The organism is Natronohydrobacter thiooxidans, assembly GCF_001884735.1.
Classification (GTDB): domain Bacteria; phylum Pseudomonadota; class Alphaproteobacteria; order Rhodobacterales; family Rhodobacteraceae; genus Roseinatronobacter; species Roseinatronobacter thiooxidans_A.
Genome location: NZ_MJAP01000034.1, coordinates 45,901 through 66,918, shown reverse-complemented (window position 1 = coordinate 66,918; position 21,018 = coordinate 45,901). Strand labels below are relative to the sequence as shown.

Below are 21,018 nucleotides of genomic sequence, written 5' to 3'. Positions count from 1 at the left end.
CGGTCTGTCCGGGTTCTGCGCGGTTCAGGCCACGGCTTCCATCTCGGCGATGATGCCGTTCACGATCTCGGCCAGAAGCCCCTCATCCTCGCATTCCGCCATGACCCGCACCAAGGGTTCGGTGCCGGATTTGCGGATCAGAAGCCGCCCGCGCCCGTCAAGCCGGGCTTTCGCATCCTCAATCACGGTCTGCACTTCGGCTTTCGACAGCAGATCCACCCCCGGCGCGTAGCGCAGATTCTTCAGCATCTGCGGCACAGGCTCAAACGACCGCGCCAGCATCGAGGCGGGTTTGCCGGTCTCGATCATCGCCGCTAGAAACTGCAGCGCCGCGATCAGCCCGTCGCCCGTGGTCGCGTAATCGGTCATCACGATATGGCCCGATTGCTCGCCGCCCAGATTCCAGCCACCCTGCCGCATGCGTTCGACCACATAGCGGTCGCCGACGGCTGTGCGCTCCATGCGCATGCCGTTCTCGTCCAGATAGCGCTCCAGCCCCAGATTGGACATGATCGTGGCCACCAGCACGCCCTCGCGCAGCATCTGGGCCTCGGCGAAGCGGCGGGCGAAGAGGGCCATGAGCTGATCGCCATCGGCAATCTGGCCGCGTTCGTCGATCAGGATCACGCGATCTGCGTCGCCATCCAGCGTGATCCCCAGATCCGCGCCGGTTTCCAGTACCTTGGCCGCGCAGGTACGCGGATGGGTCGAGCCGCAATCGAGATTGATATTCGTGCCGTTCGGGCTGACCCCGATGGCCACCACATCCGCGCCAAGCTCCCACAAAAGCTGTGGTGCGACGCGATGCGCCGCGCCATTGGCGCAATCGAGCACGATCTTCAGCCCGCCAAGCTGCGTGCCGCGCGCAAGCGTCGTCTTGGCATATTCCACATAGCGCCCGCCCGCGGCCTCGATCCGTTTGGCACGACCGATATTGGCAGGTTGCGCGGGCACGATCTCGCCCGCGACAATCGCTTCAATCGCGGCTTCATCGGCATCGGACAGTTTGAACCCGTCGGGGCCGAAGAACTTGATCCCGTTATCCTGATGCGCGTTATGGCTGGCGGAGATCATGATGCCCAGATCGGCGCGCATCGAGCGGGTGAGAAACCCCACCGCAGGCGTGGGCACCGGCCCCAGCAGCAGCACATTCATGCCGGTCGAGGTCAGCCCGGCGGTCAGGGCGTTTTCGAACATATAGCCCGAGAGCCGCGTGTCCTTGCCGATCACCACGCGATGTTCGTTCGAGCCGTTGCGGCGGAAGTGACGGCCTGCCGCCGCGCCAAGGCGCAGGGCCATTTCCGCCGTCATGGGGTGGGTATTTGCGGTTCCGCGCACCCCGTCCGTGCCGAAAAGCTTGCGTGTCATTGCTGCGACCTCTCATCTGTTCTTGTATTGAGGGCCTGCCAGAGGGCAAGCGCCTGTCGTGTTTCGGCGACATCATGCACGCGCAGGATCTGCGCGCCCTGTGCGGCCCCGTGCAGCGCCACCGCCAGCGATCCGGCCATGCGTGCGGCCGCAACTTCAACGCCGCTGACCGTGCCGATGAAGCGTTTGCGTGATGCGCCCAGAAGGATAACACAGCCCAGATCATGCAACATCCCCAGGCGCTGCATCAGGGCGAGATTATGCTCAAGCGTCTTGCCAAAACCGATGCCGGGATCGAGGATCAGCCGCTCGGGCGCAATTCCGGCCTGCAGGGCGCGCAGTCTTGCCGCGGCCAGCCAGTCGTAAACATCGAGAGTCACATCAGAATATTGCGGATTGAGCTGCATGGTCTGCGGCGTGCCCTGCGCATGCATCAGGCAGAGCGGCACGCCCGCTTCCGCCACGACACGGCCCATGTCACGGTCCCATGTCAGGGCTGAAACATCATTCACGAAATCGGCCCCGGACTCGATCGCGGCGGCGGCGACGGCGGCTTTGCGGGTGTCGATCGAGATCACGGCGCGCAGCCCATCGGCGCGCAGGGCGCGAATCAGCGGGGCGGTGCGGGCGATTTCCTCGTCAATGGGCACCTCAATCGCGCCGGGGCGCGTGGACTCGCCGCCGATATCGAGAATATCCGCGCCCTCACCCACCAGATGCGCGGCATGGCGGCGCGCGGCGTCAAACCCCTTGAATCTGCCACCATCGGAGAAACTGTCAGGCGTGACATTCAGGATGCCCATGATCCGGGGGCGCGTCCAGTCGAGACCGCAAAGCGGCGCGGGCAATTGCACCAGCCCCTGATCCTGCGCGGGGTCGAATGGGCGCAGGCTACGCGCGCCGTCGCGGGTGCGTTCTTCCACCGCGGCGATGCGCAGGCCCTGCTGCCCCCGCAAGGGTGGGTATTCGGGCGCGGCCAGCGCGGCGGAAGTGAGATGTGGCAGTCGGTAAATCATGCCCGCTTCCATGCCGAAAGCGGGCGCGGGGCGCAAGTCTCAGCGTGCGAGCCAGCTTTGCGGCACATGGCTGCCGGGGGGCACGGACAGCCCTTCGGGCAGGCGCAATTCGCGCGCGGCCACATGTTCGGCCAGCCACAGCGCCAGCGCCAGACCATCGCGCGCCGCGGCATCCGGGCTGTCGGTGGAATCGAGGATCAGCTTTGAAGGCGCCCAGACGATCATCTGCCCGTGTTTCATCGCCCAGTCGATTTCGGTCCGGCTGGCCACCACCACGCAGCGCGGATCGAGCGAGGCGAGGCGCCAGGCGTTCTGCTCGATGGCCAGAAGATCAATCCGGCGCTGGGTGGCGCGGTGGCCGGTCTCGGCCACGGGCTGCGGTGGCATGCCGACACAGAGGATCACTGGCGCCCCTTCGGACTGGAACGCATCGAGACGCGCGGCCAGATCGGGCGCGTCGATCATCGCATTGTCGAGATAGATCACCAGCGGGTGCACCGCCTGTTCCTCGCCGCTGTCATCCAGTTTGCGCAGCGGCTGGGAGGCGCGGCTGCGCATGATCTCGACCCCCAGCGCACCGGGGCCACGGTCCAGTTTCTCGATCCGCACGAAGGCGCGCATGGATTGCGGCTCTTGCAGGATGCGCTCGGCCACGCGTTCGGCCAGTGTTTCCAGCAGGTTCAGCCGTTCGGCGGAGAGTTCGGCGGCAATCGCCTCGGTGATGCGGTCATAGGAAAGGATACGGTCCACATCATCTTCCAGCGGCGCGGGATGCGGGCGTACCTCTACCACCACATTGAAGCGCAGGCGCTGGCGCACGCCGCGTTCGGCCTGAAAGGCGCCGATCTCGACCTCGACGACATGATCGCGCAGGCTGATCCGGTCACGCGGATTTGCACCGGCCGAAGCCTCGGCGCGGGCTTCGGGATGGGCAAAAGCCAGGCGGATATCAGACGTCATGCGCGGGCCTTTCCTGTCCTTGCCTCTGCGGGATTGCTTTTACCCCCTCAGAAGGGGGTCGCAAGTCACGATTGCGCCTGCATGTCCCCGAGTTACGACATGCGCGGGAGTATCCGGGCGGAAAGACAGGGTGATGACGCGATCAGCCGCGATAGAAGAGATGCGCGCCGATCTGCGAGGTTTGCGTGAAACGCTGCGACCAGCCGGGACGGACGGCGGTTGTGTGGAAATAGAGCGCGCCCTCGGTCAGGCGGCTGAATGCGCCCTCGGACATCAGCATGGCGATGCGCCGGGCCTTGTTGGCGGCATTGCGGTTGGGCATGGTCTCGGGGCGGCCATCGCAGGCAAAGCTGAACTGGCAGCCCCCGCGCTGGCCCCGCGCGCCCTGATACACGACGCCGCAGATCGAATTGGGAAAATTGCGCGAGGCGGCGCGGTTGACGATCACCTCGGCCACGGCGAACTGGCCTCTGATGCTCTCGCCGCGCGCCTCGTGATAGATGGCGGTTGCGAGGCAGGCTTCCTGCTCGGTCAGATCGCGGAGCGGCACGGAGCGCAGCCAGTTGCGGCTATATTGCACTGTGCGCCGGTTCATGCTGGCGGGGCGTGCCGCCGGGCGCAGCGAGGCGAGCGGCGCATGGGTCGGGGGGGTCAGAGCCACGGGCGCAGCGAGGGCGCCTTGGGTGGAGAGGCGCGTTTCGGTCCCTGCTGCATCCTGAACCGTCGCCTCGGATGGCCGCGCCATCGGGTGCAGCGAGTAGCGCAGCGGGTTCTCTGGCATTGCCTCGGCCGTGCTGTCCAGTGTGAGCGGCACGGGCGGCGCGATCGGGGCCGCCGCCTGAGGGGATTGGAGGATGACGCCGAATGCTGTGGCGGTCGGGACCGGGGATTCTGGTGTCAGTGCTGCAAGGCGCGCGTCCTCGGTCGCGGGCAGATCAACCATCAGCCTGTTGCGATGGGCCGGGTTCGTGTCCTGCAGCGAGGCCATGACCAGCCTTGCGCGGGCTTCGGAATGAAGCGTGGCATCTTCCAGCCGCGAGCCGACGCTGGGCAGAGCCACAAGTGCTGCCATGGTGCAGATGGTCGAGAAGGTCAGGCTTTTGCGCCGCGCCAATGCGCCGGGCCGCACGCGCCCGAGCGCCCGCGTCTGCCGGGTCGCGAAGCGTTTCACCCGCGCAGGTGTCGCTGCGGCCAGTTCCTGAATACGAACAATCATGCATTATATGGCGGCGCGATGCGCGACCATTTCCCAAAGTTCCGGTCAGTTTCAGCGGCAGACGCATAGCCGAAAATGACCAAAAGGTCCAGAAACGGCGGGGAATGCCGCTTATCCGCTCAGGACAGCCGGTTTTTTGGGCAGTAAAATTACTGTGAAACCAGACGGTTCGTTACTGATCCTCGATGGCAAGCTGGGCCGCCGCCAGACGCGCGACGGGCACGCGGAAAGGCGAGCAGGAGACATAATCGAAGCCCAGCGCCCGGCAGAAACGAATCGATTCCGGGTTGCCGCCATGCTCGCCACAGATCGACAATGTAAGGTCACTTCGTGAGCGCCGCCCGCGCCCTGCCCCCAGTTCCAGCAACTCGCCCACCCCGTCGAGATCGAGCACATGGAACGGGTCTTCGGGGAAGACGCCTTGCTGGACGTAATCCGACATGAAGCGCCCGGCATCGTCGCGCGACAGGCCATAGGTCATCTGGGTCAGGTCATTCGTGCCGAAGGACAGAAACGAGGCATGCAGCGCGATATCCCCTGCCCGGAGTGCGGCGCGCGGTGTCTCGACCATGACGCCGATCCGGTAGCTGAAATCCATCCCCTGTTTCGAGCGCACCATGGCCGCGACCGCATCGATCCGCGATTTGATCAGTTCGACCTCGCGCATGGCCGAGACCAGCGGGATCATCACTTCGGGCACCACCGGCGTTGCCTGACGCGCCAGTTCCGCCGTGGCCTCGAAAATCGCCCGCGCCTGCATTTCGTAGATCTCGGGGATCGTGACGCCCAGACGCACGCCGCGCATGCCCAGCATCGGGTTGAACTCGGACAGGGCCTCGGCGCGGCGGGTGATTTCCGACAGGGGCTTGTTCAGCGCATCCGCGAGAAAGCGCAGCCCTTCCTTGGAATGGGGCAGAAATTCGTGCAGCGGCGGGTCAAAGAGGCGGATGCAGACCGGCTGGCCCTGCATGATCTCGAACAATTCGCGGAAATCGGCGCGCTGCATCGGCAAGAGACGTTCCAGCGCATCAGAGCGATCCTCGGGCGTATCCGCGAAGATCATCTCGCGCATCAGGGTCAGGCGGTCATCCTCGAAGAACATATGCTCGGTGCGGCACAGGCCGATCCCCTGCGCCTTGAACTCGCGCGCAAGGCGGGCATCGGCGGGGGTGTCGGCATTGGCGCGGATGCCGATATCGCGCCGTGCATCGGCCCAGTCGAGCAGCGTGGCGAAACGGTCGTCCAAGGCGGGCTCCAGCAGCGCGACCTCTCCGATCAGTACAAGGCCGTTGGTGCCATCGACGGTCAGCATGTCGCCTTCCTGCAGCACATGGCTGCCCGCGCGCAATGTCTTGCGGCGCTCATCAATCTCCATGCGCGAGGCGCCCACGACGCAGGGCACGCCAAGCCCGCGCCCGATCACCGCCGCATGGCTGGTCATGCCGCCGCGCTCGGTCAGCACGGCATGGGCGGAATGCATGCCGCGGATATCTTCCGGCGTGGTCTCGCGGCGCACAAGGATACAGGGCTCGTCGCGCGCGGCACAGGCCTGCGCGGCGGTCGAGGAAAACACGATCCGCCCGATGGCGGCGCCGGGACTGGCAGCGATGCCGCGCACGAAAACCTCGGCGCGGGCCTGCGGATCAACCTGCCGGTGCAGCATTTCGCTCAGGGCCTTGGGCGCGATGCGCATCAGGGCCTCATCGCGCTCGATGAAGCCGTCATTGGCCAGATCGACCGCCACCCGCACCGAAGCCCGCGACGAGCGCGGCACGGTCACCGCATCCAGCACCCAGAGCTTGCCGTTATCAAGCGTGAACTCGATTTCCATTTCCTCGCGCAAGCGCTCGCGGGAGCGGGCCCCGTGCTGCAGCAGTTCGGCATAGGCCTCGGGGCAATGTTCTTCCAGCGAGGGGCCACGCGGATCGCGGGCCATAAAGAGCGTGTCCTGCCCGTTCTGCATGGCGTCCATGCCATTGATGCCCTGAGTCTTGAACCGGCCCGCAACGGTGGGCGCACCGGTTTCGGCATCGATGAAACGGATCAGCCCGGCGCCGCTGAAGCCTGTGCCCATCCCGCCCGCCATGGCCTGCACCACCAGACCCAGCCCGGCATCGGCTGGGGCGCCCTTGGCCTGCCGCAACAGGCGCGCAGAGGTGCCCTCCCAGGCGCGCGCCATCGAGCGCAGCACATCGGCAAGCTGCTGCGCGGGCGATTGAGGGAAAGGTTCTTCCATCTCCATCTCGTAATCGCGCAGCGCCGCCTGCAGCGCGGGCAGGCAGGGATCGGGCGCGTCGAACATATCCGGGTCGAGATGCGCGACATGTTCGGCATAGGATTGCACGAACCGCAGATAGAGCGCGGTCGCCACAGGTTCGCCATGCGCGGCGCTGATCTGGGCGTGTTTCTCGTCATTCATGCCGATATTCAGGATCGCGGCAGGCCCGCCCCATTGCGGATGCTCGGCACTCGGGCGCACCGAAAGCAACTGGTCTTGCGGGAAATGCCCCAGAAGATGGCGCAGGTTCATCTGCGCGCCGGTCGCGATTTCGCGCACCACACCGAAGGAGAGCGCAATCGTCTGCGGCACGGGCATATCCATCCGCACCAGCCGCTGCAGGCATTTTGCGCGCCAGCCATGGGTCTCGCGCTTGATCGGCGCGGAACCGGTGATCTGGGCGTAATCGGTGAGCGTGAGGTATTTCGGCATGACGGGTGACTTTCTGGCTGCGGCGCAGCATAGGCAGATAGGCCGCGAACTCAAGGATTTGTTACGGATGAGACCGGCAAGATCCGATTCCGGCAGGATCGCCGGGCGACAGGCCGTGCAAGCGGCGTCACATGTCTGCATCGGGGCTGTGGCGGGGCGGGTCCGGGAGCGCCCGGAGCAGAGCGCTGCAGGCGCAGGCAGCGGGGCCGGTTTTCGGGCAGTAGACGGGCCTTCCGGTCCGCCGCCCCCCGTGACTGTGAACTCTTCCGACGGGCTTTGGGGACATTCGTCCCTTGACCCCGTGGTTGAATTCGGCGCAGTTTCGGGCAGCCTGTGCAACCCGGCGTGGTACAGGGCCACGAAACATCGCCAAAGTGGCACCCCTGCCAGAGAGGTCACGATGACATGTCAGCGTTTCACCATGGCGCTTGCTCTCGCGTTTTGCGTGGCAGGGCCGGTTGTGGCGCAGACAACGCTGGAGACGGTGCAGGCGCGTGGCGAACTGATCTGCGGGACACATGAGCATCAACCCGGTTTCGCGGCAAAGGATGCAAACGGGAACTGGCACGGTTTCGATGTGGGCCTGTGTCGCGCGCTGGCCGCGGCAATTCTGGGGGATCGCAACGCCGTCTCCTTCGTGAAACTGCGTGCCGAGACATATCTGGATGCTCTGGCCGATGGTGAGGTCGATCTGCTGGCACGCAGCAAGACCTGGACCTTCCGGCGCAATGCCGGCGGCGCGGTCTCTTTCGTGGAACCCGCCTATTACGGTGAGCAGAGGGTCATGGTGGCGCGGGCAAGCGGCGCCACATCCGTCAGGGAACTGGACGCTGCGAAGGTCTGTGCCGAGCAGGGCACCACGGCGTCGCAGAGCCTGTCGGATTATGCACAGGTCAACGGGCTGCGCTTCGACCATATCCCGGTGGCAAATACCGATCACGGCAAGGCGACCTATCTTGAGAGAGGCTGCGACGCCTATACTGCGGATATTGCAGTGCTCTCCGCGCTCAAGGCCAGTCTGGCCGAGCCCGGCGAGCATGTGATCCTGCCGGAAGTCACGGCGAAGCAGCCGATGGGGCCGGTAGTGCGTGCGGGCGACGACGCCTGGGCCGATATCGTGCGCTGGACCATTTTCGCGCTGATCGCCGCCGAGGAACTCGGGATAACCTCGCTCAATCTGGAAGAGCTGAAAACCAACAGCCCGCATCCTGAAATCCGGCGTCTGCTGGGCAGCGAGGGCGGGTTCGGGGCGATGCTGGGGATCAGCGATGACTGGGCGGCGCGCGCCATCTCCACCGTCGGGAATTACGGCGAGTTGTTTGCCAGCACCATCGGCGAGCAGACCCCGATCGGCATGTCGCGCGGACTGAATGTGCCCTGGACGCAGGGCGGGCTGCTGTATTCGCCCCCCTTTCGCTGAGGCGGCACCCTGTCTGCGCCGCGATCCGGCTGCCCTGCATCGGCGGGGCAAGGCCTGGCGCGCTGGCGATAAGTGGGCGGGGGTCAGTAGATATAGCGGATCTGATCGGTCCAGAAGCGTTCCATCCGTTTGAGCGTGCGCGCGACGGCATCGAGCGCTGCGAATTCGATGACCCCCTCTTCGTGCAGCCTGAGCGCGTGGCGCGCGAAGAGATCGAGGATGCGCTCGCGCACGCGCTGGCCCTGATCGGTCAGCCGGACACGGACGGCGCGGCGGTCCACCGCACAGCGTTCGTGATGCATATAGCCGAGTTCCACCAGTTTCTTGAGATTGTAGGAGACATTCGAGCCCTGATAATAGCCGCGCGATTTCAACTCGCCCGCCGTCACCTCGTGATCGGAAATGTTGAACAGCAACAGTGCCTGCACCGGGTTGATATCGACAATGCCCAGACGTTCGAAATCATCCTTGATGACATCCAGAAGCAGGCGGTGCAGTCGTTCCAGCAATGCGAGATTGTCGAGATAGCGCGCCAGATATTCCCCCCGCAGCGGCAGGCCCATATTGTGCTGAACTGTCACAGACTGCTCCATTCCTGCAAAATCTCTGGCAAGAATGACGGCCAATGACGAAAATCGGGTTAATTTTCAGATCATTTTCTAGACCCGGCGTAGCCCCGCCGCCTCTGCGATCCGGGCGATCATCGGCGCAAGCTCGGGCCGACAGACGACCGCGCCTGTCACCCAGAGATACAGATCCTGATCATTCTCGTCCAGAAGCGCCTCATAGGCGTCCAGCGCTTCGGGCGTGAAGCGGTCGAGTTCGGCATCGGCATAGGGGCCGAGGATGAGATCCATTTCCTTCATGCCCCGCCGCCAGGACCGCATCCGCAGTTTTTTCAGCCGCGCATCCTGCGCCGACATCTCCATGCTCAGAACGCCTCTTTCAGGATCGTGCGCAGGCTCTTCTCGGCCTTGCCCATATGGATCGCAAGCGCGGTCATCTGTTGGCGCATCTGCTGAATATCGCGCAGGAGCGCCTTGGCGCCGGCTTCCATCTCTTCGGGGGTGGCCGGTTCGGAAACCCCCTCGCCCTCGCCGGTCAGCAGCCAGCGCATCGAGACATTCAGCAGCCCCGCCACCATCTGCAATTTGTTGGCGCGCGGCTCGGAGGTGTCATTCTCCCAGGCCTGAATGGTTTTCAGCTTCACACCAAGACGGCGGGCAAGCTCGGAAGTGCTTAACCCCTGCGCCTCTCGCGCGGCGGTCAGGCGATCGCCGAATGTGGCGTATTCCCCGGAGTACCAGTCCTGCGCTTCGGTTGTTTCGATCATGTCACGTCCTTTCGGGATTTGTTTGTGCTTGAACGGCACTTGGGTCCACCATAAGAAAAGCGCGCCCGAGATACAAACTGGAGTTCTCCCTCATGGCCTTTCTCTCTGACACGCTGTCCCGCGTAAAACCATCGCCCACGATTGCAGTGACCACGAAGGCCGCCGAGTTGAAAGCCGCAGGCAAAGATGTCATCGGCCTTGGTGCCGGTGAGCCTGATTTTGACACGCCGCAGAACATCAAGGAGGCTGCAAAAGCGGCGATTGATGCCGGGAAAACGAAATACACTGCTGTTGACGGCATTCCGGAACTGAAGAAAGCGATCTGCGCCAAGCTCAAGCGCGACAATGATCTGGACTACACGCCCGCGCAGGTGACAATCGGCACCGGCGGCAAGCAGGTGCTGTATAACGCATTGATGGCCACGCTGAACGCGGGCGATGAAGTGGTGATCCCGGCCCCCTATTGGGTCAGCTACCCGGATATGGTGCTGCTGGCCGGGGGCGAGCCGGTGATTGCCGAAGCCACCGCTGCGACCGCCTATAAACTGACGCCCGAGGCGCTGGAGGCCGCGATCACGCCGCGCACCAAATGGCTGATCTTCAACTCGCCCTCGAACCCGACCGGCGCGGGCTATACCTGGGACGAGTTGAAAGGGCTGACCGATGTTCTGTTACGCCATCCCCATGTCTGGGTGATGTCGGATGATATGTATGAGCATCTTGTCTATGATGATTTCAAATTCTGCACGCCTGCGCAGGTCGAACCCGCGCTTTACGAGCGCACGCTGACGGTGAACGGGGTATCGAAAGCCTATGCCATGACCGGCTGGCGCATCGGCTATGCGGCAGGCCCGGTGGAGCTGATCAAGGCGATGGGCAAGATCCAGTCGCAATCGACCTCGAACCCCTGTTCGGTCAGCCAATGGGCGGCGGTCGAGGCGCTGACCGGCCCGCAGGATTATATCGCGACCAATAATGCGCTGTTCCAGCGCCGCCGCGATCTGGTGGTCGAGATGCTGAACGCCGCCGAAGGGGTGGAATGCCCGGTACCGGAAGGGGCGTTCTACGTCTATCCCTCGATTGCGGGCTGCATCGGCAAGACCTCGGCGGGGGGGGCGCATATTGCGGATGATGAAGCCTTTGCCACGGCGCTGCTGGAGGAAAAGGGTGTCGCCGTGGTCTTCGGTGCGGCTTTCGGCACTTCGCCCTGTTTCCGGGTCAGCTATGCGACATCGGATGCGGCGCTGAAAGAAGCCTGCACGCGGATTCAGGATTTCTGCGCCGGGTTGCGCTGATCCGGGGCCAATGCGCCGTAGGGTGCGTGCTGAGCACGCACCCTACCTACCCCCGCGCGGTCAGCGGACCTTGAGGGTTGCCAGCCCGATCAGCGCCAGCACCAAGGCGATGATCCAGAAGCGGATCACGATCTGCGGCTCTGCCCAGCCCTTCTTCTCGAAATGATGATGGATCGGGGCCATCAGAAAGACCCGTTTTCCGGTGCGCTTGTAATAGAGCACCTGAATCACGACCGAGAGCGTCTCGACCACGAAGATGCCGCCGACAATGGCCAGGACGATCTCGTGCTTGATCACGACCGCAATCGCCCCCAGCGCGCCGCCCAGCGCCAGCGAGCCGGTATCGCCCATGAACACCGCCGCAGGCGGGGCGTTATACCACAGGAAGCCCAAGCCCCCGCCTGCCAGCGCGGCGGTGAAGATCAAAAGCTCCCCTGCCCCCGGTACGTAATGCACATCGAGATAAGAGGTGAAATCCACACGTCCGACCGCATAGGCAATCACCCCCAGAGTGCTGGCCGCGATCATCACCGGCATGATTGCCAGCCCGTCCAGACCATCGGTCAGGTTGACGGAATTGGCCGCGCCAAGGATCACGAAGGCCCCAAACGGGATGAAGAACCAACCCAGATAGATCAGAACTTCCTTGAACACGGGCACCGCAAGCTGCCCGGTCAGCGTGGGCGGGTGCAGATACATGGCCGCCGCCGAGGCGCAGAGCCCGATCACCGCGCCGAGTGCAAGCCGCATCCGCGCCGAGACGCCCTTGACATTGCCCTTCGAGACCTTGGCCAGATCATCCGCGAAACCGATCAGGCCGAAGCCGACTGTCACCAGGAGCACGATCCAGACATAGGCATTGTCGAGCCGCGCCCAGAGCAATGTCGCGACCGTCAGGGCCGAAAGGATCAGCAGCCCGCCCATGGTCGGGGTGCCGGTCTTGGTCAGCAGATGGCTTTCGGGTCCGTCCTCGCGAATCGGCTGGCCATTGGTCTGGCGGCGGCGCAGCAGGTTGATCAGCGGCTTCCCGAAATAGAAGCCGAAGATCAGCGCCGTGAAAAACGCTGCTCCGGCGCGGAAGGTGATGTAGCGAAACAGATTGAAGCCCGGCACGACATCCGCGAGCTCGGTTAGCCAGAACAGCATAGGTTACTTTCCCTCGATCTGGGGTTGCACGGCGTCGAGATTGCGCAACCCGTCGACAATGCGCGACACGAAACTTGATTTCGACCCTTTGACCAGCACGATATCGCCCGGCGCGACCAGTTGATGCGCGATGGTGGCCAGATCATCCGCGGTCTCGACCTGCCGCCCTTTCTTGCGCTGGGGCAGGCGCGCGTGAAGTGCGGCCATGCGGGGCCCGACGCAATGGACCAGATCGACCGAGGCCAGCGCCGGGTCATCCGCGATGGCGGCGTGCAGGGCAAGCTCCTCTGGCCCGAGTTCCAGCATATCGCCAAGGATCGCCACGCGCCGCCCGGAGCGCGCCGCCTGGGTGCGCCCCGGTGTCATGCGCGCAAGCATGTCCAGCGCCGCCTTGAGCGAGGCGGGATTGGCGTTGAACGCGTCGTCGATCAGGGTGAACTGATGGTCCTCGACCGGATCGAGGGTGATGGTCTGGCGCATGCCGCGCCCGGCAGGTGGCTGCCAGCGCCCCAGCGCGAGGGCCGCGCGCGGCAGATCAAGGCCCAGCGCCTCGGCCACGGCAAGGCAGCCCAGCGCGTTCATGCCGAAATGCGCGCCTGCGTCGCGCAGGCGCACGGCAAGGCGGGTCTGGCCGATCTGCGCGCGCATCACCAGCGCGAGGTCGGATTGCGTCATGTCATGCAGGCGCACGCCCTCTGCCGTTTCGCCAAAGGCAAGGCAGGTCGCGCCGCTGGCCTGCGCGGCCTCTGCCAGGATCGGGCTTGTAGGCAGGTCACAGGGGTAAATCGCATGAGCATCGCGCTCCAGTCCCTTGAAGATGCTGGCTTTCTCATATGCGATGCCTTCGATATTCGCGAAGGCTTCGAGATGCGCGGGGGCGATGGTCGTGATCAGGGCGACATGCGGGCGGGCGAGACGGGCCAGCGGCTCGATCTCGCCGGGATGGTTCATGCCGATCTCGATCACGGCGAAATCGGCCTTCGGGTCCAGCCGCGCCAATGTGACCGGCACGCCCCAGTGATTGTTGAAACTGGCCTCGGCGGCATGGGTGGTGCCGAAATCCGCCAGCATCTCGCGCAGCATTTCCTTGGTCGAGGTCTTGCCGACCGAGCCTGTCACCGCGACGACACGCGCGGCCGCCCGTGCCCGGCCTGCCGCCCCGAGCGCGGTCAGGGCGTCCATCACATCGGGCACGATCAGCAGCGGCGCATCCGGGGCCACATCATCGGGGTGGTGGCTGACCAGCGCCGCAGCGGCCCCTTTCGCCAGGGCCTGCGCGACGAAATCATGCCCGTCGCGGGCGGCCTTGAGCGCGATGAAGAGATCACCGGGCTGCAGGCTGCGGGTGTCGATGGAAATGCCGCTGGCGGTCCAGTCGCGGGTGGACTGGCCGCCTGTGGCGCGGGCGGCGTCGGTGGCGGTCCAGAGCGTCATGCGCGGGCCTCCAGCGCGGCAATGGCAACCGAGGCCTGTTCCACATCGTCAAACGGATAGACTGTATCGCCTACGATCTGCCCGGTCTCATGCCCCTTGCCCGCGATCAGGAGCGCATCCCCCGGCCCCAGCGCATCGACCGCGCGCAGGATCGCCTCGGCGCGGTCCGCAACCTCGTTGGCACCGGGGCAGGCTTTCAATATTTCAACACGGATCCGGGCAGGATCCTCGGTTCTCGGGTTGTCGTCTGTCACATATACAACATCGGCGTGTTCTGCCGCTGCTTTGCCCATCAAGGGGCGCTTGCCCTTGTCCCGGTCGCCCCCGGCCCCGAAGACCACGATCAGGCGGCCCATGACATGCGGGCGCAGCGCCTGAAGCGCCACTTCCAGCGCGGCGGGGGTATGGGCGTAATCGACGAAAACCGGAGCGCCATTCGCGCGGGTGCCGGCAAGCTGCATGCGTCCGCGCACCCCTTCGAGGCGCGGCAGGCGCATGGCGATTTCGCGCATCTCTTCGCCGCAGGCCAGAACCAGCCCGACGGCTGCGAGCACATTCTCTGCCTGAAACCCGCCGATCAGGGGCAGATGTTCCTGATAGATCCGTCCATCATAGGCAAAGCGCAGGGTCTGGCCCGCCGCATCATAGCGCTGGTTGAGAATGCGCAGGTCGCAGTCTTCATCCCGCCCGATGGTCAGCGTCCCCTGCCCGCGATCTTCGGCGATATCGAGGATCTCGGCCCCGGCCGGGTCATCCATATTCACCACCGCCACGCCGTCATCGGGCAGAATGCGGTCGAAAAGCTGCGCCTTGGCGGCGAGATAGGCCTCCATGGTCAGGTGATAGTCCAGATGATCCTGACTGAGATTGGTGAATGCCGCCGCTTTCAGCCGCACCCCGTCCAGCCGCCGCTGATCGAGCCCGTGGGAAGAGGCTTCCATCGCGGCATGGGTCACGCCCGCCTGTGCCATTTCGGCCAGCAGACGATGCAGGGTGATCTGGTCGGGCGTGGTATGGGCCAGCGGCGCGGAAAACGCGCCTTCGATCCCGGTCGTGCCGATATTGGCGGCCTCATGGCCCAGTTGCGCCCAGATCTGGCGGGTGAAACTCGCCACCGAAGTCTTGCCATTGGTGCCCGTCACCGCAACCATGGTCGCAGGCTGCGCCCCGAACCAGAGCGCCGCCGCCCCGGCAAGGGCCGCGCGCGGATCTTCGGCGAGGACCAGCGCGGCAGAGGCGCCGGTCAGCACCTCCGAGGCGATCTCTGCCCCTTCGCGGTCGGTCAGGATCGCTGCCGCCCCCATGCGCAGGGCGTATTGGATGAATTCGCCCCCATGCACGCGCGAGCCCGGAAGGGCGGCAAAAAGCGCGCCCTCGCGCACCTGGCGGCTGTCGATGGCGATGCCGGTGACAGTCACATTCGCGCCCCGTGACGGGCTGAGGCCGAGCGCCGAGAGCGGACGGGGGGGCAAATCGGTCACGCGCAGGCACTCCTTGCGGGCAGGTCAGTTGCTGAGCCTGTTACCCCGGAACTGCAACCCGCTTCAATGCCCCTGTTGGAAGCTGGCATTGGCAATATCCAGAGAGACCGGGCGCAGCCCCAGCAGCGGGGCCACGCGCCGGGTGATTTCGGCGGAAACCGGCACAGCCGTCCAGCCAGCGGTCCGGCGCGGCTCTGGCCCGGTCGTGTCCACCGGCTCGTCCAGTGTGACCACCAGCACGAAACGCGGCTCATGCGCGGGAAAGACGCTGGCAAAGGTCGCAAGCACGGCATCTTTCTTGTAGCCGCCCCCGCGCGGGTTGGGCTTGTCGGCAGAGCCGGTCTTGCCGCCCACCGGATAGCCGGGAATGCGCGCGAAAGAGGCCGTGCCTTCCTGCACCACCTGATGCAGCATCAGCCGGATCTGATCGGATGTGCGCGGGGCGATCACCTGCTCGCCCGGCTGCACCTGATCCTGCCGCAGGAGCGTGGGCGTGACCCTGCGCCCGCCATTGACCAGCGTCGCATAGCCTGCGGCAAGCGCCAGCGGGCTGGTGGAGAGGCCATGGCCGTAGGAAATGGTCATCACCGACAGTTCGGACCAGCGCGCGGGCAGGAGCGGGCGGGCGCGCGCGGCCTCGGCCAGTTCCAGCGGCATGGGTTCGAGGAAGCCGAAACGATCCAGAAATTCGCGCTGCGCTGTGGCCCCGATCGGCTGCATGATCCGCGCTGTGCCGATATTAGAGGATTTGACCATCACATCCTTGACCGAAAGCTGCGGGCCGTAGTTGCGGAAATCCCGGATACGGAACCGCCCGAAGGTCAGCGGCCCGCGCGTGTCGATGATAGAGCCGGGCGTCACGCGCCCGCTGTCGAGCCCTTGCGCCACGGCAAAGGTCTTCATGACCGAGCCAAGCTCGTAATAGCCCTGCACCGCGCGGTTGAAGAGGGGGCTGTCTGCCGGTTCGCCCTCGGTGGGCGGCGGCGGGCGGTTATTGGGGTCGAAATCGGGCAGCGAGACGAGGCTGATCACTTCGCCCGTATGCACATCCATCAGAACGGCCGTGGCGCCGCGTGCGTTCAGCATGCGTTTGCCGCCCTCAAGCACTTCGGTCACAGCCGATTGCACGGTCAGATCGAGCGAGAGTTGCAGTGGTTGGTCCACCTGCGCCAGATCGCGCAGGCGGTCCTCGAAGAAAAGCTCGACACCGGCCACGCCGATCACTTCGGCGGCGCGCACGCCTTGCTGGCCGAAACTGGCGCCGCCCAGAACATGCGCGGCCATGCGGCCATTGGGATAGAGACGCATCTCGCGCGGGCCGAACAGAAGGCCCGGCTCGCCGATATCATGGACGGCCTGCATCTGTTCGGGCGACAGCCGCGTGCGGATCCAGATGAAGCGGCGATTTTTGTCGGTGAAGCGCTCGGCCATGCGCGCGCCGTCGATATCGGGGAAGATCCGCGCCAGTTCCTGCGCGGCGCGCACCGGATCCACCATCCGCCGGGTTTCGGCATAGAGCGCATGGGTCGCCAGATTGGTGGCCAGAACCCGCCCGTGGCGGTCAACGATATCGGCGCGCGCGCCCGAGATGTCTTCCAGCACCCCGCGCGACAGTTCCAAGGGCGTGGTGGCCGCGAGAAGCCCCATGCGCGCGCCCAGCACGACGAAAGCCGACAGAAACAGCAGGGCCAGAGCCAATAGGCGGCCTTCGGCGCGGATGCGCGCGGTGTCGCGGGCAACCTCGCGGCGCAGGCGCAGGTTTTCCTGTTCGATCTGATCGGGATCCTGCCCTGAGGCGCGGGCTTTGAGGACGCGCGCCAGCGGGCGCAGGGGGGTGCGGATCATGGCGTCTGCTCCACGGTCTCGGAGGGCGCGAAAAGATGCTCGACAGCCCCGAACACCTCTATCGCATCAGAGATTTCGGTCTGCGGGGCGGGCAGCGGATAGACGATCTGGCCGATCTCGCCGAAATGCGCGCCAGTGACCGGGACCAGTCGCAACTGTTCGAAATTCACATCCACCAGTTCGCGCAGCCGGTCGGGGCGGTTCAGATAGGCCCATTCGGCGCGCTGGATGCTGATGGTCTCGTTCAGAAGCGCGATCTCGCGCTCCAGCGCGCGGCGCTCGTTCATCGCCTGCTGTGTCAGGTGGTTTTCGCGGTAAGCCCAGGCCGCAAGCGCGATCACCCCCAGGGCTGTGCAGAGATAGAGCAGACTTTTCATTCCACTTTACCTTTCCGTATCCAGAGCCAGTGCCGGAAGCCCGAGCGCGTCGCGCGCGACAGCGCCCGCAGGCGCATCGCTGCGCAGTGCCATCCGCAGCCGGGCCGAACGCGCGCGCGGGTTCTGCGCCAGTTCCTCGGCATCGGCCGTCACGCCGCTGCGCGCGATCAGGGTGAAGCGCGGGGCCTCGGACGGGGCTTCGGGCGCATAGCGGTTGGCACGCCCCCCCTGCCCGGCTCGCGCCGCGAGAAAGCGCTTCACCACGCGATCTTCCATCGAGTGAAAGCTGACCACGGCGAGTTTGCCACCGGGGCGCAAGGCGCGCTCTGCGGCCTCCAGCCCGGCGACAAGCGCGTCAAATTCGGCATTCACCGCGATGCGCAGCGCCTGAAAGCTGCGCGTGGCGGGATGGCTCTGGCCGGGTTTCGGGCGCGGCAGGCAGCCCGAGACGATGGCGGCAAGCTGCAGCGTGGTGTCGATGGGCGTCTCGCTGCGCGCGCGGGTGATCGCGCGCGCGATGCGGCGGGCGGCGCGTTCCTCGCCATAGTGAAACAGGATATCGGCCAGCGTTTCTTCGCTGGCCTCATTGACCAGATCGCGCGCGGAGAGACCCAATTGCGACATGCGCATGTCCAGCGGGCCGTCCTTGGCGAAGGAAAAGCCGCGTTCGGCGCGGTCAAGCTGCATCGAGGAAACCCCGAGATCGAGCACCACCCCGTCGAGCAATCCGCCTGCATGCTGGTCGAGCTGCGCAAAATTGCCCTGCACCAGCCGCAACCGGTCGCCATAGGCCGCCCCCCAGCCCTGCGCCATTTCCAGCGCCAGCGGATCCTGATCGACACCGATCAGTTGATCCGCCCCGGCATCGAGGAGCGCGCGCGCATAGCCGCCCGCGCCCAGTGTCCCGTCAAGCCAGATGCCCGAGATCGGGGCCAGATGGTGCAGGATCGGGCGCAGCAGGACAGGGATATGCGCAGATGGGGCCGCGTCCTGCATCATGCCTCCGGTGCGGCCTTGGAAAACAGGATGCGCGGATCATAATCGGGCGGCTGATCCTCGGCGAAATCATCGTCATCGGGGCCATAGACGGATTCGTAAGTCTCGTTCTTCCAGACCTGGAAATGGTCATTCAGACCCACGAAACGCGCTTTCTCATCGGGCACGAGCACCAGCTTGTCGCGCAGGTTCTGCGGCAGGATGATGCGGCCATCCTCGTCGATCTGGGCCTCGATGGAATGGGCGTGATAGATGCGTTCCAGCGTCCTGCGCGCGTCGGTTCCCGGCTCCATCGCATCGATGCGCCGGTCGATCTCTTCCATCGCATTCATGGTGAAGCAATCCAGACGCTTCTGGTATTTCAGGCCGAAGACGATGATGAAATTCGGGCGCTGCCCTGCCGACCAGTCGGGGTCACCTTCCTCGATCACACGGCGGAACGAAGCCGGGACCGACACGCGACCCTTTCCATCCACCTTCTGGTGGTATGTGCTTCTGAACCTGCGTGCCACGGCCCGGCGGTCCTTTTTTCTTGTCGCGCCCGTATGAGTCGGGCAGAAATGAAAACGGCGGATCGAGCTGCTGCCACTGCTCGATCCGCCGACTGTCCCATCGCTGGGTGCCCGGTTGGCGCTCGCTCCTTGGGGGAGGGGGATGCTGCTCGCGAGCGCGCCGGATCTGTTTTTTGATGAGCGAGTTGCCTGTATGAAACTCTTTGCCTCGGTGGGGTCTTGGTGCCCCTTGCTGCTCGCTTATCGTGATACATGGAATGGCATGGAACTTTATGGTCATCAAGGGAAAACATGGAACCCGGCGCCGCTTGAGAAATTTCGCGCTTGCGGAATATGGGACTGAATGATGTAGTCTCGCCGCGAACTTATCTATATGTGGTGAGAACTTTTGCGGAACTGCGCGACATATCCGCTGCGCGATAGGCCGAACTTCTGCAAGCCATGCAGTACCACAAGATTCCATTAAATCCTCGCGGGCCCGGATTGCGTTGCAGTTTCGCAACAAAATTGCGCTGATTGATCCGGCTTCGCATCGAGAATATCGCGCCTGACCATTGCGTGAGCCCGGAAACACGCCGAATCACGGTCGGGTGATTCGCGCGCGACAGGTTCGTGACCGGAGATTGGGCCGCTTCCATGAGATTCCATGGCGTCCATCGGGGCGCGTTCCATGAAATCCCGGTAGAGGGTGCGGCGGAAGCCAGAGTGCATTTCGACCAGCTTGGGTCGGCTGCGCCGCATGCGCTGCTGAAGGGACGGGCCTTGCGGCCCGTGGCCACTCAGTGAGAGTATTTTTCGGCAAGATGAAGGTGGGGGGCGTGAAAGCGCGCTGTGGCGCTAAAGCAGTTCGATCAGGCGTCCGGCCATCCGTTCATAGGCTTTGGCCACGGGGCTGTCGGTCGCAGCCACCGGCACACCGCCATCGCTCGCAAGGCGCACCTCCACGCTGAGCGGCAATTCCCCCAGAAAGGTCAGTCCCTGCTTTTCAGCCTCGGCCCGGACGCCGCCTTCGCCGAAGATATGCTCTTCATGGCCGCATTTGGGGCAGATGAAGGTCGACATGTTCTCGACCAGCCCGAGGATCGGGGTTTTCAAGGTCTGGAACGCCCGGAGCGCCTTGCGCGCATCAAGGAGCGCCACATCCTGCGGGGTCGAGACCACGACCGCGCCGCGCACATCGAATTTCGAGCAGAGCGTCAATTGAATATCGCCCGTCCCCGGCGGCATGTCGACGATCAGCACATCCAGCACACCCCATTCGACCTGGGTCAAGAGTTGCTGTAATGCGCCCATCAGCATCGGCCCGCGCCAGATCACGGCCTCGTCTTCCTTCAGCATCAGCCCGATCGAGATCATGGTGACGCCATGCGCCTTGAGCGGGATGATGGTCTTGCCATCGGGCGAGGCCGGGCGGCGCCCGACACCCATCATGCGCGGCTGGCTGGGGCCGTAGATATCTGCATCGAGCAGGCCCACGCGCAGCCCGTGCCGCGCAAGCGCCACGGCGAGGTTCGAGGCCACGGTGGATTTGCCCACACCGCCCTTGCCGGAGCCCACGGCAATGATGTTTGACACGCCTTGAATCGCTTGCTTGTCCGGCTGCGCAGTCGGATGGCGGCCCAGCTTCAGCGACGGGGCCGGACCCTTGGCCTTGGCGGCAGGGCCATGCGCGGTCAGCGCCACAGAGACCCGTGCCACGCCATCGAGCGCCGAGACCGCCGCCTCTGCCTGTTGACGGACCGGACCGAGCGCCTGCGCGGCCTCGGGCGTTTCGGCCTCGATCACGAAACGCACGGCACTGTCTTCGACCACCAGCGCCCGCACCAGATCGCGCGAGACCAGCGTTCCGCCATCCGGCAGGGCCACACAGTCAAGGGCGGCAAGGACATCTTCTCTGGTGATGGTCATT

The 21,018-nt window shown here is 64.8% G+C and carries 20 protein-coding genes; 4 read left to right on the top strand and 16 right to left on the bottom strand.

Features of this window, described 5'->3' with window-relative positions; all coding sequences use genetic code 11:
* Nucleotides 1-24: 24 nt before the first annotated feature.
* The 5 genes from glmM to BG457_RS15030 form a co-directional block, all read right to left on the bottom strand.
* On the bottom strand, nt 25-1,368 hold the full coding sequence (glmM, locus tag BG457_RS15050) for a phosphoglucosamine mutase (RefSeq protein WP_071798153.1): 1,344 nt from the start codon (nt 1,366-1,368) through the stop codon (nt 25-27).
* Complete coding sequence (folP, locus tag BG457_RS15045) at nt 1,365-2,384, bottom strand: dihydropteroate synthase (protein ID WP_071799206.1); 1,020 nt, start codon at nt 2,382-2,384, stop codon at nt 1,365-1,367. The genes glmM and folP overlap by 4 nt, the downstream gene beginning before the upstream one ends.
* Before the next feature lie 39 nt (nt 2,385-2,423).
* The gene (locus BG457_RS15040) at nt 2,424-3,344 is read right to left on the bottom strand and encodes a dihydroneopterin aldolase (RefSeq protein ID WP_071798150.1); all 921 of its coding nucleotides are present in this window, start codon (nt 3,342-3,344) and stop codon (nt 2,424-2,426) included.
* A 142-nt stretch (nt 3,345-3,486) separates the two neighbouring features.
* Nucleotides 3,487-4,560, bottom strand: a complete 1,074-nt coding sequence (locus BG457_RS20610) for a cell wall hydrolase (protein WP_245771017.1) — start codon at nt 4,558-4,560, stop codon at nt 3,487-3,489.
* Nucleotides 4,561-4,732: 172 nt separating this feature from the next.
* On the bottom strand, nt 4,733-7,270 hold the full coding sequence (locus BG457_RS15030) for a putative PEP-binding protein (protein ID WP_071798147.1): 2,538 nt from the start codon (nt 7,268-7,270) through the stop codon (nt 4,733-4,735).
* A 400-nt stretch (nt 7,271-7,670) separates the two neighbouring features.
* On the opposite strand from BG457_RS15030, the gene BG457_RS15025 reads away from it, so the two are divergent.
* Nucleotides 7,671-8,690 carry an amino acid ABC transporter substrate-binding protein gene (locus tag BG457_RS15025; protein ID WP_071798144.1) on the top strand — a complete coding sequence of 340 codons (1,020 nt, stop codon included), beginning with the start codon at nt 7,671-7,673 and terminating at the stop codon, nt 8,688-8,690.
* An 83-nt stretch (nt 8,691-8,773) separates the two neighbouring features.
* On the opposite strand, the gene BG457_RS15020 is transcribed toward BG457_RS15025, so the two are convergent.
* The 3 genes from BG457_RS15020 to BG457_RS15010 all read right to left on the bottom strand — a co-directional run bounded on the left by BG457_RS15020 (nt 8,774) and on the right by BG457_RS15010 (nt 10,023).
* A complete protein-coding gene (locus tag BG457_RS15020) occupies nt 8,774-9,283 on the bottom strand; it encodes a MarR family winged helix-turn-helix transcriptional regulator (RefSeq protein WP_139257792.1) in 510 nt (169 codons plus the stop codon).
* 66 nt (nt 9,284-9,349) lie between these two features.
* Entirely contained in the window at nt 9,350-9,613 is a 264-nt protein-coding gene (locus BG457_RS15015; protein WP_071799203.1) for an FAD assembly factor SdhE, read from the bottom strand.
* 8 nt (nt 9,614-9,621) lie between these two features.
* Nucleotides 9,622-10,023, bottom strand: a complete 402-nt coding sequence (locus BG457_RS15010; RefSeq protein ID WP_071798141.1) for a helix-turn-helix domain-containing protein — start codon at nt 10,021-10,023, stop codon at nt 9,622-9,624.
* Between the two features lie 92 nt (nt 10,024-10,115).
* Here BG457_RS15010 and BG457_RS15005 point away from each other — a divergent pair, with 92 nt between their 5' ends.
* Complete coding sequence (locus tag BG457_RS15005) at nt 10,116-11,318, top strand: pyridoxal phosphate-dependent aminotransferase (RefSeq protein ID WP_071798138.1); 1,203 nt, start codon at nt 10,116-10,118, stop codon at nt 11,316-11,318.
* A gap of 60 nt (nt 11,319-11,378) precedes the next feature.
* Here BG457_RS15005 and mraY read toward each other — a convergent pair whose 3' ends face one another.
* The 7 genes from mraY to BG457_RS20440 all read right to left on the bottom strand — a co-directional run bounded on the left by mraY (nt 11,379) and on the right by BG457_RS20440 (nt 19,055).
* A complete protein-coding gene (mraY, locus tag BG457_RS15000) occupies nt 11,379-12,464 on the bottom strand; it encodes a phospho-N-acetylmuramoyl-pentapeptide-transferase (RefSeq protein ID WP_071798135.1) in 1,086 nt (361 codons plus the stop codon).
* Nucleotides 12,465-12,467: 3 nt separating this feature from the next.
* Nucleotides 12,468-13,898, bottom strand: a complete 1,431-nt coding sequence (locus tag BG457_RS14995) for a UDP-N-acetylmuramoyl-tripeptide--D-alanyl-D-alanine ligase (protein WP_071798132.1) — start codon at nt 13,896-13,898, stop codon at nt 12,468-12,470.
* A complete protein-coding gene (locus BG457_RS14990; protein WP_071799202.1) occupies nt 13,895-15,370 on the bottom strand; it encodes a UDP-N-acetylmuramoyl-L-alanyl-D-glutamate--2,6-diaminopimelate ligase in 1,476 nt (491 codons plus the stop codon). Before BG457_RS14990 ends, BG457_RS14995 begins: the two co-directional genes overlap by 4 nt.
* Nucleotides 15,371-15,442: 72 nt before the next feature.
* On the bottom strand, nt 15,443-17,224 hold the full coding sequence (locus tag BG457_RS14985; protein WP_071798130.1) for a peptidoglycan D,D-transpeptidase FtsI family protein: 1,782 nt from the start codon (nt 17,222-17,224) through the stop codon (nt 15,443-15,445).
* Nucleotides 17,221-17,601 (bottom strand): cell division protein FtsL, encoded by a 381-nt coding sequence (gene ftsL, locus BG457_RS14980; protein ID WP_071798127.1) that lies wholly within the window; start codon nt 17,599-17,601, stop codon nt 17,221-17,223. The genes BG457_RS14985 and ftsL overlap by 4 nt, the downstream gene beginning before the upstream one ends.
* Nucleotides 17,602-17,607: 6 nt before the next feature.
* Nucleotides 17,608-18,600, bottom strand: a complete 993-nt coding sequence (gene rsmH, locus BG457_RS14975; protein WP_071798124.1) for a 16S rRNA (cytosine(1402)-N(4))-methyltransferase RsmH — start codon at nt 18,598-18,600, stop codon at nt 17,608-17,610.
* On the bottom strand, nt 18,597-19,055 hold the full coding sequence (locus BG457_RS20440; RefSeq protein WP_139257790.1) for a cell division/cell wall cluster transcriptional repressor MraZ: 459 nt from the start codon (nt 19,053-19,055) through the stop codon (nt 18,597-18,599). The genes rsmH and BG457_RS20440 overlap by 4 nt, the downstream gene beginning before the upstream one ends.
* 196 nt (nt 19,056-19,251) lie before the next feature.
* On the opposite strand from BG457_RS20440, the gene BG457_RS20030 reads away from it, so the two are divergent.
* Both BG457_RS20030 and BG457_RS20320 read left to right on the top strand, forming a co-directional pair.
* Nucleotides 19,252-19,452, top strand: a complete 201-nt coding sequence (locus BG457_RS20030; RefSeq protein ID WP_139257788.1) for a hypothetical protein — start codon at nt 19,252-19,254, stop codon at nt 19,450-19,452.
* A gap of 293 nt (nt 19,453-19,745) precedes the next feature.
* Nucleotides 19,746-19,895, top strand: coding sequence for a hypothetical protein (locus tag BG457_RS20320; RefSeq protein ID WP_175546811.1), 150 nt, complete (start codon nt 19,746-19,748; stop codon nt 19,893-19,895).
* Nucleotides 19,896-19,946: 51 nt separating this feature from the next.
* On the opposite strand, the gene BG457_RS14965 is transcribed toward BG457_RS20320, so the two are convergent.
* Nucleotides 19,947-21,017, bottom strand: a complete 1,071-nt coding sequence (locus tag BG457_RS14965; protein WP_071798120.1) for an Mrp/NBP35 family ATP-binding protein — start codon at nt 21,015-21,017, stop codon at nt 19,947-19,949.
* Nucleotide 21,018: the final 1 nt, after the last annotated feature.

Coding starts and splice junctions, on each gene's coding strand:
- BG457_RS15030 (WP_071798147.1), bottom strand. CDS start 7,270: ATGCCGAAATACCTCACGCTCACCGATTACGCCCAGATCACCGGTTCC.
- mraY (WP_071798135.1), bottom strand. CDS start 12,464: ATGCTGTTCTGGCTAACCGAGCTCGCGGATGTCGTGCCGGGCTTCAAT.
- BG457_RS20320 (WP_175546811.1), top strand. CDS start 19,746: ATGAGATTCCATGGCGTCCATCGGGGCGCGTTCCATGAAATCCCGGTA.
- BG457_RS15040 (WP_071798150.1), bottom strand. CDS start 3,344: ATGACGTCTGATATCCGCCTGGCTTTTGCCCATCCCGAAGCCCGCGCC.
- BG457_RS14965 (WP_071798120.1), bottom strand. CDS start 21,017: ATGACCATCACCAGAGAAGATGTCCTTGCCGCCCTTGACTGTGTGGCC.
- BG457_RS20030 (WP_139257788.1), top strand. CDS start 19,252: ATGCTGCTCGCGAGCGCGCCGGATCTGTTTTTTGATGAGCGAGTTGCC.
- BG457_RS14995 (WP_071798132.1), bottom strand. CDS start 13,898: ATGACGCTCTGGACCGCCACCGACGCCGCCCGCGCCACAGGCGGCCAG.
- BG457_RS20610 (WP_245771017.1), bottom strand. CDS start 4,560: ATGATTGTTCGTATTCAGGAACTGGCCGCAGCGACACCTGCGCGGGTG.
- rsmH (WP_071798124.1), bottom strand. CDS start 18,600: ATGATGCAGGACGCGGCCCCATCTGCGCATATCCCTGTCCTGCTGCGC.
- BG457_RS14985 (WP_071798130.1), bottom strand. CDS start 17,224: ATGATCCGCACCCCCCTGCGCCCGCTGGCGCGCGTCCTCAAAGCCCGC.
- folP (WP_071799206.1), bottom strand. CDS start 2,384: ATGATTTACCGACTGCCACATCTCACTTCCGCCGCGCTGGCCGCGCCC.
- BG457_RS15020 (WP_139257792.1), bottom strand. CDS start 9,283: ATGGAGCAGTCTGTGACAGTTCAGCACAATATGGGCCTGCCGCTGCGG.
- BG457_RS15025 (WP_071798144.1), top strand. CDS start 7,671: ATGACATGTCAGCGTTTCACCATGGCGCTTGCTCTCGCGTTTTGCGTG.
- BG457_RS15015 (WP_071799203.1), bottom strand. CDS start 9,613: ATGTCGGCGCAGGATGCGCGGCTGAAAAAACTGCGGATGCGGTCCTGG.
- BG457_RS15005 (WP_071798138.1), top strand. CDS start 10,116: ATGGCCTTTCTCTCTGACACGCTGTCCCGCGTAAAACCATCGCCCACG.
- glmM (WP_071798153.1), bottom strand. CDS start 1,368: ATGACACGCAAGCTTTTCGGCACGGACGGGGTGCGCGGAACCGCAAAT.
- BG457_RS15010 (WP_071798141.1), bottom strand. CDS start 10,023: ATGATCGAAACAACCGAAGCGCAGGACTGGTACTCCGGGGAATACGCC.
- ftsL (WP_071798127.1), bottom strand. CDS start 17,601: ATGAAAAGTCTGCTCTATCTCTGCACAGCCCTGGGGGTGATCGCGCTT.